The following is a 15,729-nucleotide window of genomic DNA, read 5'->3' on the forward strand; positions in this document are numbered from 1 at the left end:
CTGAAGGTCTCGAACTTGCCACGCACCTTGGAGACCATGAGGTGCTTGACGGAGAACCCGACGGTCGAGTGAACCGGGTCGATGTTCCAGGTGCCGACGGCGATGGGGGCGGAAACGGCGGTGGTCATATATCTGCTCCTGTGAGAGAGGTGTGGGTCGTACGGATCGGTGGGCCCTTGCGACCCATCACCACTCTAAACGGACCGTGGTCCGATTCCATTCCTCGGAGGGGAGATTTTTTCAGGACCAGGCGAAGACGGGTTGTTCGTAGCCGTCCACCCGGGTCGGCCGATCACGGAGCACGACCTCGGCGAACTGGTAGATGACAGCGGCCGTCGGGGCGTGGACCAGCGCATTCACGATCGGGAGCTGGATCACGGGGCGCGTCGATTGTGGGATCGTGAGGAATCGCGGTTCCACCATCAGCTCGGAAAATGTGACGAAGAACAACTTCGCGACCTCGTCGGGATTGGGCGTCGGAGTCTGGTCACCGTCGACCCAGCACACGACCGGGGTGATCACGAAACCGGACCGGGTCGGGTAGTCGTCGAGCAGTCCCAGCACCGAATCGGCGGGGAGGTCGATCGCGATCTCCTCGTGGAGTTCACGCAATGCGGCGGTGGAATGATCCTCACCCGGGTCGAGCCGGCCGCCGGGCAACGCGTATTGAGCGGCATGGCGACGCATCGTCGCGGGGCGCCTCATCAGCCAGATGCCCTGATGCCCGTCGCGTTCGGCGATGGTGAGCGCCACCGCCGCCGGCCTGACACCGGAGTCGTGCCCGTCGGACGCGCGGCGGTCGAAACCATCGAGACGTCGCTGAACCTCTGCCCGGTCTAGTGCGATCACACTCTCAGTTGATCACGTCCGGCCGCCGAGGTCACCGCATCCATCTGGAGGCCGCGGTGGTGACGGGCGTCAGCGATGTGCGGCGTGCAGCCGCCGACATGCCCGTCACCTCGAGGTGGCCGGCGGCGACAGGCAGTACCTTCCGACGGTCGCCCCCTACGTCTGCACCGGCCGTCCCGCAGCGATCCAGGCCTTGTAGCCGCCGTCGAGGTGTGCGACGTCGCGATAGCCGAGCTGCTGCAGTGATCGTGCGGCCAGGGCCGACCGCGCCCCGGACCCGCAGTAGAGGATCACACGGCGATCCTCGCGGAATCCGTCCAGGTGGTAGGGCGTCGCGGAATCGGCGTGGAACTCGAGCATCCCGCGCGGAGCGAATGTCGCACCTGACAGATATCCGCCCGCGACCTCCGCCGGCTCACGTAGATCGACCAGCAGCACGTCCCCACGCCGTAGCTCGTCGGCGACCTCCTGCGGGCTGAGATTCTCGATCTCGGCCTTGGCCCGGGTGACCATTCCCATCACGCTGTTCATGACGTACCTCCTTGCTTCGTGGACAGGGTCGATTGTGCGGCGCCACCGTTCCCGAACCGTTCCTCGACCGTCGCGCCGTAGCCGGGAACGATCCGGTAACCCTCCGGCGAGATCGTCACCGCAGCGCGGACGACCCGTGCATGCGCCGCGATGCCGGAGGACAATGGCGGCAGGGCGCCCGGTCGCGCCGGACGCGGGTGAGTGCCCCGCGGCAGGAGCAGATATTCATGGCCGGGTGGGCTGAGCGATGAACGACGGATCGACCGTCGGCGTACGGATACGGCTTGAGCTGCTCGGTCGATTCCGGGTGCGGGTCGGCCGTACGGAAGTGACCGAGGCCGACTGGCCCAACCGTCGTGCCGCCGAACTCGTGCAGTTGCTCGCGATCTCGGACGGTCACCGGATGCTCCGCGAGAGGGCGATCGACGCGTTGTGGCCACACCTCGACGCCGACGCCGGTGCCGCAAATCTTCGCAAGGCCGCCCACCACGCGCGTCGCACACTGCGCCGTGCGGACGGCGTCGTGCTCCGCGCCGGATGGGTGGAGCTGTTCCGGACGCCGACGTCGAGACCGATGCGGAGCGATTCGAGAGGGCGGCCACGTCTGCATTGCGCGACGGAGACCCCGCCGCAGCGGCGGCCGCGGCCGACGAGTACCCGGGCGAATTACTGCCGCTCTCGCTGTACGAGGATTGGACCGCGGACCCGCGACGACGACTCGGCAGGCGATACGTGGAGCTGCTGCGGCTCAGCGAGCAGTGGGAACGTCTGCTGGAGGTGGATCCGACCGACGAGCCCGCCTATCGCGCTCTGATGCGCCGGGCGATCGAGGTCGGGAACCGGCACGCCGCGATCCGCTGGTACGGGCGGGCGCGCACCGTGCTCGGTCGAGAGCTGGGCGTGCGCCCCGATCGCGCCACGCACGAACTCTACGAGCGCTGCGTCGCGGGCATGACACCGGCGGAACCGGATTTCGTCGGCCGTGACGTCGAGGTTGCCCGGGTGCGGACCGCTCTCCGGGCACGTTCACCGGGCCTCATCGTGATCTGCGGCGAGGCCGGTATCGGCAAGACGGCGCTGTTGCGACGGATCGGCGCGATCGCGACGCTCGAGGGATGGCGGACGCTGTGTGTGAGCCCGCCGGCGTCCGGGGGTCCGTACGCCTCGCTGGTCGCCGCTGTCGAGCAGGCGATCCTGGCCGACCGCGCTCTTCTCGACAGGGTCGACGATCGGACCCGCTCGGTGCTCGCCGAACTCACCCCACTCGCCGCGCCGGCCGATCCGCTCGAGCAGCCGCTGACCAGGCATCAGGTGATCGGCGCACTGGGGCGGGTCTTCGCCGACCACCCCCCGGTCGTCCTGTGCATCGACGATGCACAGGACGCCGACAGCACAACCATCGACGCGATCCCCCACCTGGTGCGCTCCGACGGTCCGCCGTTGCTCGTGGTGCTCGCCCGTCGACCCATGCAGGATCCGAACGATCCGATCACACACCGGACGGCGGTCGACCAGTTCACGCTGACTCCGCTGGACCGCGAGGAGATCCTGGCACTGGTTGCGGCATCGGCACCGACACCGCTCGAACCGCAGACCGTCGACCGAATCATCGAACTGGCCCAGGGCAACCCCCTGTTCGCAGTGGAACTCGCGCGAGCCCCGTCGCCGGGGCCGCTCCCGCCCAGCCTCCGAGCAGCCGTGGACGCCCGCTGCGCGGAGCTCGACGACACGTCCATGACCCTGCTCCGGCGACTCGCGCTCGCCGGTGGCCGATTGAGTCCGTCCGACGTCGTCGCGATGACCGGCACCTCGGAGGAAGACGCATACGCGTTGCTCGACGCGGCTCTCGGAGCCGGTGTGCTCGTCGTATTCGAGGACCACTACGTGTTCCGGCACGAACTGGTGCGGCAGGCGTTGATCGAAACGGTTCCACCGCACCAGCGGATCGCGGTGCACCGAGACGCCGCGCGCCGACTCGCCGAGATCGGCGGAGAGCCTCATCTGATCGCTCGGCACTGGCTCGCAGGTGAACGCCCGGCCGAGGCCGTGGACTGGCTGCGCGCCGCTGCGCTCCACGCGATTCGGCTCGGCGCGTTCGCCGACGCCATCGCCGAACTCGACCTGCTGCTCGCACACCTACCCGACGATGCCGACGCACTGCGCCTGCGCGCCGAGGCCCTCGATGCGCGAGGAGATACCCGGGCGCCGACGGCCTTCGCGGCCGCGGCACGCGCCGTCGGCGAGCCGGGTGCACACGAGATCCGCGCCAAGCAGGCGCTGGCCGAGCTCAAACACGGCGATCCGGCGGGTGCACTGCTGACGCTGGCGCGGGCGCGGCCGATCACCGTCGAGGGTCGGTTGAATGAAGCACTCACGTTGGCGGGTGCGGCGGCGATCGGATTCGGCGATCCGGTGCGCGGCAGCGAAAAGGCGACCGAATGCCATCGTCTGGCTCTCCGCTCCGGCGATCCGGTCGCAGTGGTGCAGGCCTCCTGGGCCAAGGCCGCCGCCGCGCATGCCCTTGGCGATCTGCAAGGCAGTATCGAGGCCGATCTCGTCACCACGGCGACCCTCCCGGACCTGGCGATCAGCGTGTTCGACGGTCAGGTATGCATCAACGAGCGGCTACTCTACGGCGCACGCCCCTATCCCGAGGTGATCGCGTTCGCCGATTCCCTCAGCGCACAGGCACATCGGCTCGGTGCCGCGCGTGGAGAGGCCTTTGCCGCGACCCTGCGCGGGGAGGCGGAATTGTTGTCCGGAGACCTCGACTCGGCCACGGTGGATCTCGACCGCAGCGCCCGGATGCACCGCGCGATCGGGGCCGCGCTCGGCGAGGCGTTCGCACTCCAGCGGCGATCAGAGGTGGAGTTGGGACGCGGCCGGGTCCGCTCCGCGATGGAGATCTTGGACGAGTCGTTGTCGATTGCTCGCGAATCCGAGGTCGGTTTCCACCTGTTCGATCGCATCTACGGGACCCGTATCTCCGCCGCCGACAGCAACTCGGATGCGCTCGGCGCGGTGGCCGAGGCCGAGGCGGCCGTGCAGGGCCCGCTGGAGACCTGTCCGGGGTGCCGGATCACTCTCGCGGTCCCCGCCGCGATCGCCACGGCGCGGGCCGGCGACCTCGACCGGGCGGTGCGCTACCAGCGTTCGGTCGCCTACCTGGCCGATGTCGTCATGCGGTTGCCCGGGTGGTATGCGGCGCGGGCGGAGGTCGACGGATGGGTTTCCGCCGCGAAAGGGGATGCCGTAGGGGCGCGTCGGTACTTCGCGGATGCCGCCGCGCGTTTCGCTGCGGCGGGGCAGCCTCGAGATGCGCAACGCGTCGAAGCCCACGTCTGACAGGCCCTCCGCGTTCCCGAGCCGCCCACCGACAGGTACGGGAAACGCCCCAGGCGGACCGGCACACGAATGGGTGATCCGTCCGATGAGCGGGCGTCGGGATGGCTCATACCGTCGAGGCATGACCAGTTCACAAACCCATCACACCGGCCGCGTCGCCGACCGGGCCGCGGTCGACGAGTTCCTCCAAGCGCAGCACCGGCTGCTCGAACGCTTCGGTGTGCGGGCGGAGTCCCGCTTCCTCGACGTGCCGGCGATCGGCGGACGGGCTCATGTGTTGGTCACCGGCGACGGGCCACCGCTGATCATGGTCATCGGCGGTCTTATCCCCGCCGCCTTCTGGGCTCCTTTGATGCCGCAGCTACCGGGACACACGCTCTACGCCGTCGATCTGCCGGGCTTCGGTCTGACCGATCCCGTGGACTATCCCAAACAGCCGCTGCGTCCGCTGGTCGTCGAGTTCCTGGCGCAGCTCCTCGACGGCATCGGCTGCCGACGCGCCCCGTTCGTGACCCAGTCGCAGGGCTCCCTGTGGTCCACCTGGTTGTCGCTGGATCGCCCCGGTTCCGTGGTCGCGCAGGTCATGGCGGGGTGCCCGGCACATGTTCTGGGCACCACGGCGCCGGCACCCATGCGGCTGATGTCCATCCCTGGGATCGGACGCACGATGCTGAGGCTGCAACCACCGTCGGCGCAGCAGGCCGACCGGGTGTTCGCGGCGGTCCACGAGGACGTGTCCGGACTCGGCGAGATCAGGGATGTCCTGGTCGCCTGCGAGCGCCTTCCCGCCTACGCCGACAGCTTTCTCGGGTTGATGCGTGCGGTCATGCGCCTGGGCCGAGTGCGCACCGAGATCTCGCTGACCGGACCACAACTGAGGCAGGTCGACCATCCCGTGCAGCTGATCTGGGGCGAGAACGATCCGTTCGGTTCATCGGAGGTGGCACACCGCGCAGCGACGTTCCTTCCGGACGCGGAGCTGCATCTCGTGCCCAGCGGTCACGCTCCGTGGTTCCACCACGCCGAACTGGTGGGTCAGCTCGTGACGCGATTCCTGGGCGAACACGGCGGTCCGGGCTCACCGTGAATGAACAGGAACACTTCGCCGATTGTCGGTACGCGATTCGGATGCGGTTCAGCCGACGCATCACGTCGCGGAGAGCGAGAGGGCGGCCGATCAGGTCGCCGGGAAGAGACCTGGCACGTCGATGGTCGCCGTGAAGGGACGCACTGTCGTGTACTCGCCGTCATACGCTCGACCGTCGTAACCCTCCGGCGTCAGTTCGAGCGCCGTCAGTGTCTTGTCGACTGGATCGACGATCCAGTATTGGCCGAGACCCGCGTCGGCATACTCGCTGCGTTTGGTGACCTGGTCGGTGCGACGGGAACCCGGGGAGATGACCTCCACAGCAAGGAAGACATCGGTGGCACGGACCGCGTCGTCGGGGCTGACCGGGCAGAGGATCACGTCGGGGACCCGAACCGTCGCGGGAGTGGTAGGAGTGACGACCACCTCGACATCGGTGAGCGCCTCGGCACCGTCGGGCAGTTGGGCGGCGAGTTGCACGAGCAGTCGACTGACGACCTGCGCATGTGCCTTGGTGGGCCGGGGCGACACGATGCGCACGCCCTCCTGGAGTTCCGTGCGGGCGGTGGTGTCCTCCGGCAACGCGCGCCAGTCAGCCAGCGAAAGCAGCTGGGGATGGGCGTGCGCAGCGCTCATACGGCCATCCTATGGGCGATCGGTGGCTGTGCGATCCTTCTGTCCACAGGCACCGATCGCTCCCCGTCCCGGTCGAGTCGGCACGAGGAGCGACAGGTGTGCGGTCAGCGCGTGGTCCAGCCACCGTCCATCGGGTAGGACGCCCCCGTCACCATCGCGGCGTCGTCGGAGGCCAGCCACGTCACCAGGGAGGCGACCTCGCCCGGCCGGACCAGTCGCTTGACGGCGCTCTCGGTGAGCATGATCTTCTCGACCACCTCGCTCTCGGACAGACCGTGCACGCGGGCCTGGTCGGCGATCTGGTTGGTCACCAGCTCCGTCTGCACGTAGCCCGGGTTGACGCAGTTGCTCGTCACCCCGTGGGCGGCGCCCTCCAGCGCCGCCGTCTTCGACAACCCCTCCAGTGCGTGCTTCGCGGTCACATAGGCCGACTTGTAGGCCGACGCCCGCAGCCCGTGCACCGACGAGACGTTGACGATCCGACCGAACCCACGCGCGTACATGTGCGGGATGGCCGCGCGGATGAGCAGGAATGGTGCCTCGACCATGAGACGCTGCATCCGCCGGAAGGTCTCGGGTGCCATGTCCTCGATAGGTGCCACCGACTGGATACCGGCGTTGTTGACGAGGATGTCCACGTCGAGCTGGATCGACTCCAGTTCCCCGGTCTCGCACAGATCGACGTGCCAGGCCTCCCCGCCGATCTCGGCCGCGACCTGTTTGGCGCCCACGTCGTCGAGGTCGGCGACGATCACATGTGCACCGACCTCGGCGAGGGCGCGGGCGCACGCCGCGCCGATCCCGCCGGCCGCGCCGGTGACGAGCGCGCGGCGGCCCGCCAGTGTGTCGGTGCCACTCATGCCGGCACCTCGTCGGTGCGACGGGGCGCGGCCACGAGGTGCGCGGCGGCGTCCGCCGCGTCGATCGATTCCAGGGCGATACCCCGGGTTTCCCGCGCGGCGAGCACCGCGACGATGGTCACCACGGACGCCGCGGCCAGGTAGAGCGCGATCGGCACCGAGGAGTCGAAGCGACTGAGCAGGGATGCGGCGATGATCGGCGCGAGCGAGCCGGCGACGATCGACGTCACCTGATAGCCCAGCGACACACCGGAGTACCGCATCCGGGTGGGGAACATCTCGGCCATGATCGCCGGCTGGGGCGCATACATGAACGCGTGGAAGACGAGGCCGATGATGATCGCGAACATGATCACCCCGTGGTGACCGGTGTGCATCAGCGGGAAGGCGAAGAAGCCCCAGGTACCCGCGGCGACCGCGCCGATCATGTAGACGGGGCGACGTCCGATGCGATCGGCGAGCCGACCGACCAGCGGGATGACGAGGAAGTGCACGGCGTGTGCGGCCAGCATCCACCACAGGATGTCGGCGGTGTCGGCCTGCACGACCACCTTCAGATACGTGATCGAGAAGGTGACAACCAGGTAGTACATGATGTTTTCGGCGAACCGCAGCCCCATCGCCGTGAACACGCCGCGCGGGTAGCGCTGGAACACCTCGACGGCGCTGAACGACGACGTCTTGATCTGCTCGGCCTCCTGCTGCGCCGCCACGAAGATCGGCGCGTCGGTGACCTTGGTGCGGACGTAGTAGCCGATCAGCACGATGAGCGCGGACAGCCAGAACGCGACACGCCAGCCCCAGCTCAGAAACGCGTCGTCGGGCAGCGTTGTGGTGAGGACGAGCAGCACCACCGTCGCGACGAGATTGCCCATCGGGACGCCGGCCTGCGGCCACGACGACCAGAAGGCCCGGGACCGGTTCGGGCTGTGCTCGGCCACCAGCAGGACCGCGCCGCCCCACTCACCGCCGACCGCGAATCCCTGCAGGAAGCGCAGCGCCACCAGGAGCGCCGGGGCGAGGTAGCCGACCTGGCCGAAGGTGGGCAGGCATCCCATCAGAAAGGTGGCGGCACCGACGAGGACGAGGCTGAACTGCAGCAGTTTCTTGCGCCCGTACTTGTCGCCGTAGTGGCCGAACACGATCCCGCCGAGCGGGCGGGCGACGAAGCCGACGGCATAGGTGACGAAGGCCGCGATGATCGCATCGAGTTCGTTGCCGCCGGCCGGGAAGAACAACTTGCTGAACACCAGCGTCGCGGCGGTGCCGTACAGAAAGAACTCGTACCACTCGACGATGGTGCCCGCCATCGAGGCGGCGACGATCCGGCGGAGTCCCGATGTGTCGTCGACGATCCGCGCCGGTGACGTGCTCACTGCTTCGGACATGATTTCTCCTTCACTGACATGGTCGTGTGACGCCAATCACTCATGAAGGCGAGTATTGATACACAAGACTGCGCACGCAATGGCCGGATCATCGACCAGTATCTGCAAAAATGCAGAAATGCTCCTTGACCGGCTTCACTCCGATGACCTTCTGGTGTTGCTCGCGGTGGGTCGCACGGGTCGGTTCACCGCCGCCGCCGAGACCCTCGGCCTGAACCACACGACGATCGCCCGCCGGATCGACACGCTCGAGCAGGCTCTGGGCGGGCGGGCCCTGACCCGGGGTGCGGCCGGGTGGGAACTCACCGACCTCGGCCGACAGGCCTTCGTCGCGGGCGAACAGGTCGAAGCGGCCCTGCGGCGACTCACGAGCGATGTCGGTGGATCCCCGACACTCAGCGGGGTGGTCCGGATGTCGGCGACCGACGGCTTCTCCGCCTATCTGGCGGCGCCGGCCGTGGTGTCGGTGCGTCGACGGCATCCCGGGATCAACGTCGAGATCGTGACGGCCACCCGACTCGCGTCGCAGAACCGCACCGGACTCGACGTCGAGATCGTCGTCGGTGAGCCGCACGTTCACCGCGCCGAGGCCGTGCGGCTGGCCGACTACCGGCTCGGCCTGTACGCCTCGCGCCGGTATCTCGAGGAAAACGCGACGCCGGCGAGCGCAGAGGATCTGACCGCACACCCCCTCGTCTACTTCGTCGACGCCATGCTGCAGGTCGACGACCTGGACCTGGCGCGCACGCTGGTGCCACAGATGGCGGAGTCGGTGACCTCGACCAACGTGTTCGTCCACGTGGAGGCGACCCGATCACACGCCGGCATCGGACTGCTCCCCTGCTTCATGGCCGACCGGCACGACGACCTCGTCCGTGTCCTGCCCACGGTGGGAGCGCAACTGAGCTACTGGCTGGTGACCCGCACCGAGTCCCTGCGGCGGCCGGAGGTGGCCGCGTTCGTCGCCGCGATCCGCGCGGAGGTGGACCACCGCCGCCCGGAACTCCTGGGAACGACGAGAACCTGACGATCGGGTCCGCGGCACCCTCGCGGCGACGTCGGCTTTGTCACCCGAGGCGTCAGTACACGACCGGGATGCGGTTCAGCGGCAGGTTCGGACTCTGGTAGTCGTGCGATTCGCGTTCGGGAAGTTCGATGTCCGGCTTCTCCAGCGGCGTGTAGGGCACGTGGTCGAGCAGATGCCGGATGAGGTTGAGCCGGCCACGCTTCTTGTCGTCGTTGTTCGCGACGTACCAGGGTGCCCACCCGGTGTCGGAGTAACGGAACATCTCGTCTCGGGCGCGGGAGTAGTCGTCCCACTTCGTGTAGGACTTCAGGTCCATCGGCGAGAGTTTCCAGTACTTGCGCGGGTCGTCGATGCGACTCTGCAGGCGCAGCGTCTGCTGGTCGGGGCTGACCTCGAGCCAGTACTTGAGCAAGATGATCCCCGAGGCGACCATCGCGCGCTCGAACCCGGGCACGTCGTCGAGGAACTGCCGGGACTGTTCCTCGGTGCAGAAGCCCATCACCCGTTCCACCCCGGCGCGGTTGTACCAACTGCGGTCGAAGATGACAACCTCGCCGGCCGCCGGGAAGTGCGGCACATACCGCTGGACGTACATCTGCGACTTCTCGCGTTCGGTCGGCGCGGGCAGCGCCACCACCCGGAAGATACGCGGGCTGACCCGTTCGGTGATGGCCTTGATCACCCCGCCCTTTCCCGCGGTGTCGCGCCCCTCGAACACGATGCAGATCTTCGCACCGGTCGAACGCACCCACTCCTGCATGGCGACCAGTTCGGCGTGGAGTTCCTTGAGGTATGGCAGGTACTCCTTGTTCTTCATCCGTGGCCGCTCCGCCTCCTCGGCCACTCCATACCTCGGCGGGGCCGGCAGCCGCTGGTCGTGCTTGGCCTTCTTCTTCGACTTCTTTCCCACATGAACCTCCTCGTCGACGATGGATGTCCGGTCTTTGTCAGCGCGCCCGCGCCGGATTGAGTGCGGTGAAAGCCGGCAGCGTCGTCGGCGCGACGACCCTTCGACGCCTGCGGACCAGCTTCTCGGCCTCGATGACGACCGGGACGATGACCGACCACCCGATGCAGGCGAGCCATTGCCAACCGGTCAGCGAGGTGGTCATGAGCAACTCCTGCAGAAACGCGAGCTCGACCGCGAACACGGTGACGATCACCGGAATCACCAGGATCTTCACCGCACCGAGTATCGGCGCGCTCAGACCCGACTCGGGGTCGCGACGCATGACCAGCCCCGCCAGGATCGAGCCCAGCGACAGCACGACGAACGACATCGTCATCGGAACGTTGGCTTCGTCAGAGCTCATCGGTCCGGGCGCCGTCAGCAGCGCGGCCAGCGCGACCGCGAACTGCAGGATTCCGTACCCCAACCACTGGATCATCGCCGGGCGGTTGGCCAGCGGCACCTTCGGGTCCCGCGGCGGCCGGTTCATCAGGTCGTCGGGCACCGGGTCGGACATGAACACGATCACCGGGAAGATGGTGACGAAGAAGTTCTGGAACAGCACCATCAACGGCGACAATGCCACCCCGTCGTTGATGTTGAACAGGCTCGCCGTCAGGAACAGCAGCACGAGCGAGAACAGCTTCGCCATCTGGAACCGGATGTAGGTGACGATCTTGTCGTAGATGCCGCGGCCGAGGCGGATGGCGGTGACCAGCGTGCCGAAGTTATCGTCGGTGAGGATGAGCTTGCCGGCCTGCTTGGTCACCTCACTTCCCGACCCCATCGCGACACCGATGTCGGCCTTCTTCAGGGCCGCGGCATCATTGACCGCGTCCCCGGTCATCGCGACGACGTCGCCGCGTGTCTGCATCAGCTCGGCCAGACGCAGCTTGTCCTGCGGGGTCACCCGCCCGAACACGTGGGTGTGCGGCAGCGCGGCGGTGAGTTCCGCATCGCTCATCGCGGCGAGTTGGGCGCCGCTCATCGCGCCCGGCCCCAATCCCAGTTCCGCGCCGATCGCCGACGCGGTGATCGCGTGGTCGCCGGTGATCATCCGGACCTCGATACCGGCGGCGTGCGCGGTCGCGACCGCCTCGATCGCCTCCGGTCGCAGCGGATCGATGATGCCGACCATGCCGACGAAGGCCAGTTCGTTCACGAAGCCCATCGGGTCGGCGACGACCTCGTCCTCGCGTCCGTCGAGGATCCGGGCGGCGAAGGCCAGCACCCGCAGGCCCTTCTCGGAGAGCTCGCGGTTCGCCGCATCGATGTGGCCGCGCACGGAGGTGATGTCGACCAACGAGCCGTCGGGCATGATGGCCTGCGAGCACCGGGCGAGCAGGACGTCGGGACCACCCTTGACGAGTTCGACGAAGTGCGGGGTGCCATTCACCGGGAGGTGATGGAACGTCGCCATGAACTTGTACGCGGAGTCGAACGGCACCTCGGCCACCCGCGGGTAGGTCCGGCGGGTGAGGGCCGCGTCGACCCCGATCTTCGCCGCGAGGACAACCAGCGCCGCCTCGGTCGGGTCACCGACCACCTCACCGGCATCCGACACGGTGGCGTCGCTGTCGAGACACAGCCCGTAGGCGAGCATCGTGAAGTCCGGGACGTCGGCACCCGCGGCGTGGGTGATCGCACCGGTCTTGGCGTAGCCCTCGCCCTCCACCGAGTACCACCGGCCGCGGAAGTACAGCGTCCGCACCGTCATCGCATTCATGGTCAGGGTGCCGGTCTTGTCCGAGTTGATCGCGCTGGTGGCGCCGAGCGTCTCGACGTCGCTGAGGTTCTTCACCACCGCCTTGGCGTCGGCGAGCCGTCGCGCGCCGCTGGCCAGCATCGCCTGCACGAATGTCGGCAGGCCGGTCGGGATGGCCGCCACACCCATCGAGATGCCCAGCAGAAGAACCACACTCAGTGGCTCGCCACGGACGACACCGATCACGACGATGACGGCCACCGCAGCCCACGCGATGATGCTGAGCACCCTCGTCAACGTATCGAGTTCACGCTGCAGTGGCGACTTCTTGGGCGTCACCGCGGACAGCATCGACGCGATGCGCCCCATCTGGGTCGCCATCCCCGTCTCGGTGACCACCAGCGTCGCCGTCCCGCGGGTGATCGACGTGTTCTGGAAGAGCATGTCGGTTCGATCACCCAGGCCGACCTCGGCGTCGGTGATCGTCGCCGGGTCCTTGGCAACCGGCGCGCTCTCCCCCGTCAGCGACGCCTCCTGCGTCTCCAGTGTCGCCGACCGCAGCAGCCGGCCATCGGCGGGCACGATGTCACCGGCCTCCACGTCGACGATGTCTCCCGGCACCAGATCTGTTGCCGCCAGCGAGACGAGCACTCCGTCGCGCGTCACCCGAGCCTGCGGCGTCTGCATCTTCGCCAGCGCGTCCACGCTCGCGCGCGCCTTCAACTCCTGCTGGGTGCCGAGCACGATGTTCACCAGCACCAGGGCGGCGACGATGACGGCGGTCGGGATCTCGCCGATGACCACGCTGATCACCGCCACCGCGACCAGCATGAGGTTCATCGGATCCTTGAGTTGCGCGAGGGCGATCATCGCTGCGGACGGGGCTGGCTCCGAGACGATCTCGTTGGCGCCGAACCGTTCTCGGCGGGCATCCGCCTCCCGCGCGGTGAGTCCCGCGACCGCGTCGGTCCCGAAGGCGGAGACGACGGCCGTGGGATCGAGGCCGTACCAGGCCGGCTCGGTCGCAGCGCCCGGACGCACGTGGACCGGCGCGGGTGCTGCTTGATCCATGGGGTGATCCACGGGCGATCTCGCTTTCGACGGCTCCGAGGCCCGACATTATCGCTTCGCACCATGAGCCGCAGGTATCCGTACCAGATCGTTGCGCAAGGCCCTTGCCGAAGAAAATGTTAGAGTCTAACATTCTGTTATGACCAAGGCCGGCAAGGCGCAACGCACACGCGAGCGACTGATCCGCGTGGCACTGGATCTGTTCTCCGTCGAGGGGTTCGACAACACCAGCGTCGCCCAGATCGCGAGCGCGGCCGGGGTCACGGAGATGACCTTCTACCGGAACTTCCCCACCAAGGACAGCGTCGTGCTCGACGATCCGTTCGATCCGGTCATCGCCGACGCGATCATCCACCAACACCACGATCTCCCCGCGCTGGCTGCGATCGCCGCCGGTATCCGCGAGGTCTGGTCGTCGGTGCCGACCACCGAAACCGGTGCCATCCGGGATCGATTGCGGGTGATCGCGTCGTCGGATCGCCTGCGTTCGGCGATGACCCGCAGCGCCGCGGCCAGCGAGCTCGCCATCTGTGGCGCCTTGCGTATCCGCGGAACAGATCCCGACGACGCCGAGATCGCCGCGGCCGCAGCGATCGCCGCCCTCAACGCCGCCCTCATGGCCTGGTCCCGACGGGATGACGCCCCGCTCTCCGAAGCCATCGAGCAGGCCCTCGATGTACTGGAGGGAAGCAGATGACCACGCCCCGAGTCGCGCTGCGCGATGTGACCCGGCAGTTCGGCGACGGCGCCGGAATCCGCGACGTCACCATGGAACTCGCGCCCGGCGAGATCGTCGCGCTGGTCGGGCTCAACGGCGCGGGCAAGACGACGCTGATGCGGGTCCTGCTGGGCATGCTGGCACCGACATCGGGCAGCGTGGAGTTCGACGGCGTACCGATCGATCGGGTACCACGGTCGACCTGGGCGTCGGTCGGACACCTCGTTGAGTACCCGCTGACCTATGGCGAGCTGACCGCCCGGCAGAACCTGGCATTGTCGGCGCGGTTGCATTGGGCGCGGGCCGATGTCGTCGACAAGGCCATCACCGCGTTCAACCTGTCGCACTACGCCGACAAACGCGCGCGACGACTCTCGCTCGGCAACCGCCAGCGGCTTGGCCTGACCGCGGCCCTGCAACACGACCCGAATCTGGTCATCCTCGACGAGCCCACCAACTCGCTCGATCCGGCCGGGGTGATCCTGCTGCGGGACGCCTTGCGTCGCAGCGCGTCCGACGGGGCCGCCGTGCTGGTGAGCAGTCATCACCTCGACGAGGTCGCACGGATCGCCGACCGGATCGAGGTACTCAACGCGGGCCGGCTGATCGGCCGCCTCGACCCGGGTGTCAGCGAGCTCGAGCGCGTCTTCTTCGAAGCGGTCCTGGCAGACGACGAGGGACAACACCGATGATCGAAGCGATCTCCACGGAGACGACCAAGTTCCGCCACGCGACGGTGGGCCGGACGGGCACCGCCCTGCTCGGCATCGGCATAGCGCTGCTGGCCGCCGTCATGCCGCTCGCGGCACAGAGCGGTGACCCGCGCATGCTCGACAAATTGGGCGAGGCGGGTGAACGTAGTTGGGACGGCTTGCTCTCGGGAGCGGCACAGATCACCGGCGCCGGCGGACTGCTCGGATTCGGTGTGGTGCTCGGCTGGATGTTCGGCCGGGAGTTCGTCGATGGCACCATCACCGGGCTGTTCGGGCTTCCGGTGTCGCGCGCACAGATCGCCGCGGCGAAGCTGATCGTCTACCTCGCCTGGGCGGTTCTCGTCAGCGCGCTGATCGTCGGTGCCCTCATCGTCGGCGGTCTGGCGCTGGGACTGGGCCTGCCCCCGACCGACACCGCGGGCGGTTTGGCACGCCAGTTCGCGCTCGGCGTGATGACCGCCCTCGTCGCGCTGCCCGTGGCGTGGGTGGCGACAGTCGGCCGGTCGGTCCTGATCGGCGTCGTCGGCGCGATCGGACTGGTGATCGCCGCGCAAGTCGCGACGATCGGCGGGGCCGGCGGCTGGTTCACCGTCGCCGCCCCCGCGCTGTGGGCGCTGTCGGAAGGCGACGATGTCTCCGGGTTGCAGCTCGCGCTGCTGGCTCCACTGCTGATCCTCGTGGTCGGCGTGACGCTGCATGCCTGGCGCACGCTCCAGCTCAACCGCTGAGCGCCCGCGCGCGCCACGTCCACCCCCACTGCGTACAGAGGCCGCAACAGAGGCCCTACGGCGGCCAATTCGTCCTCCCAGATCAACAAATCGTCCTCTGATGTCAAGGCAATGCGGGAAAC

At 68.0% G+C, this 15,729-nt stretch carries 14 protein-coding genes; 6 read left to right on the plus strand and 8 right to left on the minus strand.

The genetic code is table 11. From position 1 onward, the window contains the following. The 3 genes from GORHZ_RS29850 to GORHZ_RS03295 all read right to left on the minus strand — a co-directional run. Nucleotides 1-128: YceI family protein (locus tag GORHZ_RS29850; RefSeq protein ID WP_006330395.1), on the minus strand; the 128-nt coding region annotated here is incomplete at its 3' end. A 112-nt stretch (nt 129-240) separates the two neighbouring features. Then, complete coding sequence (locus GORHZ_RS03290) at nt 241-849, minus strand: NUDIX hydrolase (RefSeq protein WP_006330396.1); 609 nt, start codon at nt 847-849, stop codon at nt 241-243. Nucleotides 850-1,005: 156 nt separating this feature from the next. After that, nucleotides 1,006-1,380, minus strand: coding sequence for a rhodanese-like domain-containing protein (locus tag GORHZ_RS03295; protein ID WP_006330397.1), 375 nt, complete (start codon nt 1,378-1,380; stop codon nt 1,006-1,008). Between the two features lie 537 nt (nt 1,381-1,917). On the opposite strand from GORHZ_RS03295, the gene GORHZ_RS03305 reads away from it, so the two are divergent. Beyond that, a complete protein-coding gene (locus GORHZ_RS03305) occupies nt 1,918-4,725 on the plus strand; it encodes an ATP-binding protein (RefSeq protein WP_006330398.1) in 2,808 nt (935 codons plus the stop codon). Nucleotides 4,726-4,846: 121 nt separating this feature from the next. Continuing rightward, the gene (locus tag GORHZ_RS03310) at nt 4,847-5,812 is read left to right on the plus strand and encodes an alpha/beta fold hydrolase (protein ID WP_006330399.1); all 966 of its coding nucleotides are present in this window, start codon (nt 4,847-4,849) and stop codon (nt 5,810-5,812) included. Nucleotides 5,813-5,902: 90 nt separating this feature from the next. Here the strand turns inward: GORHZ_RS03310 and GORHZ_RS03315 are convergent, their stop codons facing one another. The 3 genes from GORHZ_RS03315 to GORHZ_RS03325 all read right to left on the minus strand — a co-directional run bounded on the left by GORHZ_RS03315 (nt 5,903) and on the right by GORHZ_RS03325 (nt 8,696). Beyond that, entirely contained in the window at nt 5,903-6,448 is a 546-nt protein-coding gene (locus GORHZ_RS03315; protein ID WP_006330400.1) for a Uma2 family endonuclease, read from the minus strand. 104 nt (nt 6,449-6,552) lie between these two features. Beyond that, nucleotides 6,553-7,308, minus strand: coding sequence for a 3-hydroxybutyrate dehydrogenase (locus tag GORHZ_RS03320; protein ID WP_006330401.1), 756 nt, complete (start codon nt 7,306-7,308; stop codon nt 6,553-6,555). Then, entirely contained in the window at nt 7,305-8,696 is a 1,392-nt protein-coding gene (locus GORHZ_RS03325; protein WP_006330402.1) for an MFS transporter, read from the minus strand. Before GORHZ_RS03325 ends, GORHZ_RS03320 begins: the two co-directional genes overlap by 4 nt. A 118-nt stretch (nt 8,697-8,814) precedes the next feature. Between GORHZ_RS03325 and GORHZ_RS03330 the strand changes: the two genes are divergently transcribed. After that, nucleotides 8,815-9,723 (plus strand): LysR family transcriptional regulator, encoded by a 909-nt coding sequence (locus GORHZ_RS03330; RefSeq protein ID WP_006330403.1) that lies wholly within the window; start codon nt 8,815-8,817, stop codon nt 9,721-9,723. A gap of 52 nt (nt 9,724-9,775) precedes the next feature. Here GORHZ_RS03330 and ppk2 read toward each other — a convergent pair whose 3' ends face one another. Both ppk2 and GORHZ_RS03340 read right to left on the minus strand, forming a co-directional pair. Next, nucleotides 9,776-10,633 carry a polyphosphate kinase 2 gene (ppk2, locus tag GORHZ_RS03335; protein WP_006330404.1) on the minus strand — a complete coding sequence of 286 codons (858 nt, stop codon included), beginning with the start codon at nt 10,631-10,633 and terminating at the stop codon, nt 9,776-9,778. A 37-nt stretch (nt 10,634-10,670) separates the two neighbouring features. Continuing rightward, on the minus strand, nt 10,671-13,448 hold the full coding sequence (locus GORHZ_RS03340; RefSeq protein WP_051998739.1) for a cation-translocating P-type ATPase: 2,778 nt from the start codon (nt 13,446-13,448) through the stop codon (nt 10,671-10,673). A 139-nt stretch (nt 13,449-13,587) separates the two neighbouring features. Here GORHZ_RS03340 and GORHZ_RS03345 point away from each other — a divergent pair, with 139 nt between their 5' ends. From GORHZ_RS03345 to GORHZ_RS03355, 3 genes are read left to right on the plus strand one after another with little or no spacing between them, the layout of a single operon-like run. Beyond that, the gene (locus tag GORHZ_RS03345) at nt 13,588-14,145 is read left to right on the plus strand and encodes a TetR/AcrR family transcriptional regulator (RefSeq protein ID WP_006330406.1); all 558 of its coding nucleotides are present in this window, start codon (nt 13,588-13,590) and stop codon (nt 14,143-14,145) included. Further along, the gene (locus GORHZ_RS03350) at nt 14,142-14,858 is read left to right on the plus strand and encodes an ABC transporter ATP-binding protein (RefSeq protein WP_006330407.1); all 717 of its coding nucleotides are present in this window, start codon (nt 14,142-14,144) and stop codon (nt 14,856-14,858) included. Before GORHZ_RS03345 ends, GORHZ_RS03350 begins: the two co-directional genes overlap by 4 nt. Continuing rightward, nucleotides 14,855-15,607, plus strand: a complete 753-nt coding sequence (locus GORHZ_RS03355; protein ID WP_006330408.1) for an ABC transporter permease — start codon at nt 14,855-14,857, stop codon at nt 15,605-15,607. The genes GORHZ_RS03350 and GORHZ_RS03355 overlap by 4 nt, the downstream gene beginning before the upstream one ends. The last annotated feature ends 122 nt before the right edge of the window (nt 15,608-15,729 follow it).

This window comes from Gordonia rhizosphera NBRC 16068 (genome assembly GCF_000298195.1).
Lineage (GTDB): Bacteria > Actinomycetota > Actinomycetes > Mycobacteriales > Mycobacteriaceae > Gordonia > Gordonia rhizosphera.

Coding starts and splice junctions, on each gene's coding strand:
- GORHZ_RS03320 (WP_006330401.1), bottom strand. CDS start 7,308: ATGAGTGGCACCGACACACTGGCGGGCCGCCGCGCGCTCGTCACCGGC.
- GORHZ_RS03330 (WP_006330403.1), top strand. CDS start 8,815: ATGCTCCTTGACCGGCTTCACTCCGATGACCTTCTGGTGTTGCTCGCG.
- GORHZ_RS03340 (WP_051998739.1), bottom strand. CDS start 13,448: ATGGATCAAGCAGCACCCGCGCCGGTCCACGTGCGTCCGGGCGCTGCG.
- GORHZ_RS03315 (WP_006330400.1), bottom strand. CDS start 6,448: ATGAGCGCTGCGCACGCCCATCCCCAGCTGCTTTCGCTGGCTGACTGG.
- GORHZ_RS03310 (WP_006330399.1), top strand. CDS start 4,847: ATGACCAGTTCACAAACCCATCACACCGGCCGCGTCGCCGACCGGGCC.
- GORHZ_RS03295 (WP_006330397.1), bottom strand. CDS start 1,380: ATGAACAGCGTGATGGGAATGGTCACCCGGGCCAAGGCCGAGATCGAG.
- GORHZ_RS03325 (WP_006330402.1), bottom strand. CDS start 8,696: ATGTCCGAAGCAGTGAGCACGTCACCGGCGCGGATCGTCGACGACACA.
- GORHZ_RS03345 (WP_006330406.1), top strand. CDS start 13,588: ATGACCAAGGCCGGCAAGGCGCAACGCACACGCGAGCGACTGATCCGC.
- GORHZ_RS03350 (WP_006330407.1), top strand. CDS start 14,142: ATGACCACGCCCCGAGTCGCGCTGCGCGATGTGACCCGGCAGTTCGGC.
- GORHZ_RS03305 (WP_006330398.1), top strand. CDS start 1,918: ATGGGTGGAGCTGTTCCGGACGCCGACGTCGAGACCGATGCGGAGCGA.
- GORHZ_RS03355 (WP_006330408.1), top strand. CDS start 14,855: ATGATCGAAGCGATCTCCACGGAGACGACCAAGTTCCGCCACGCGACG.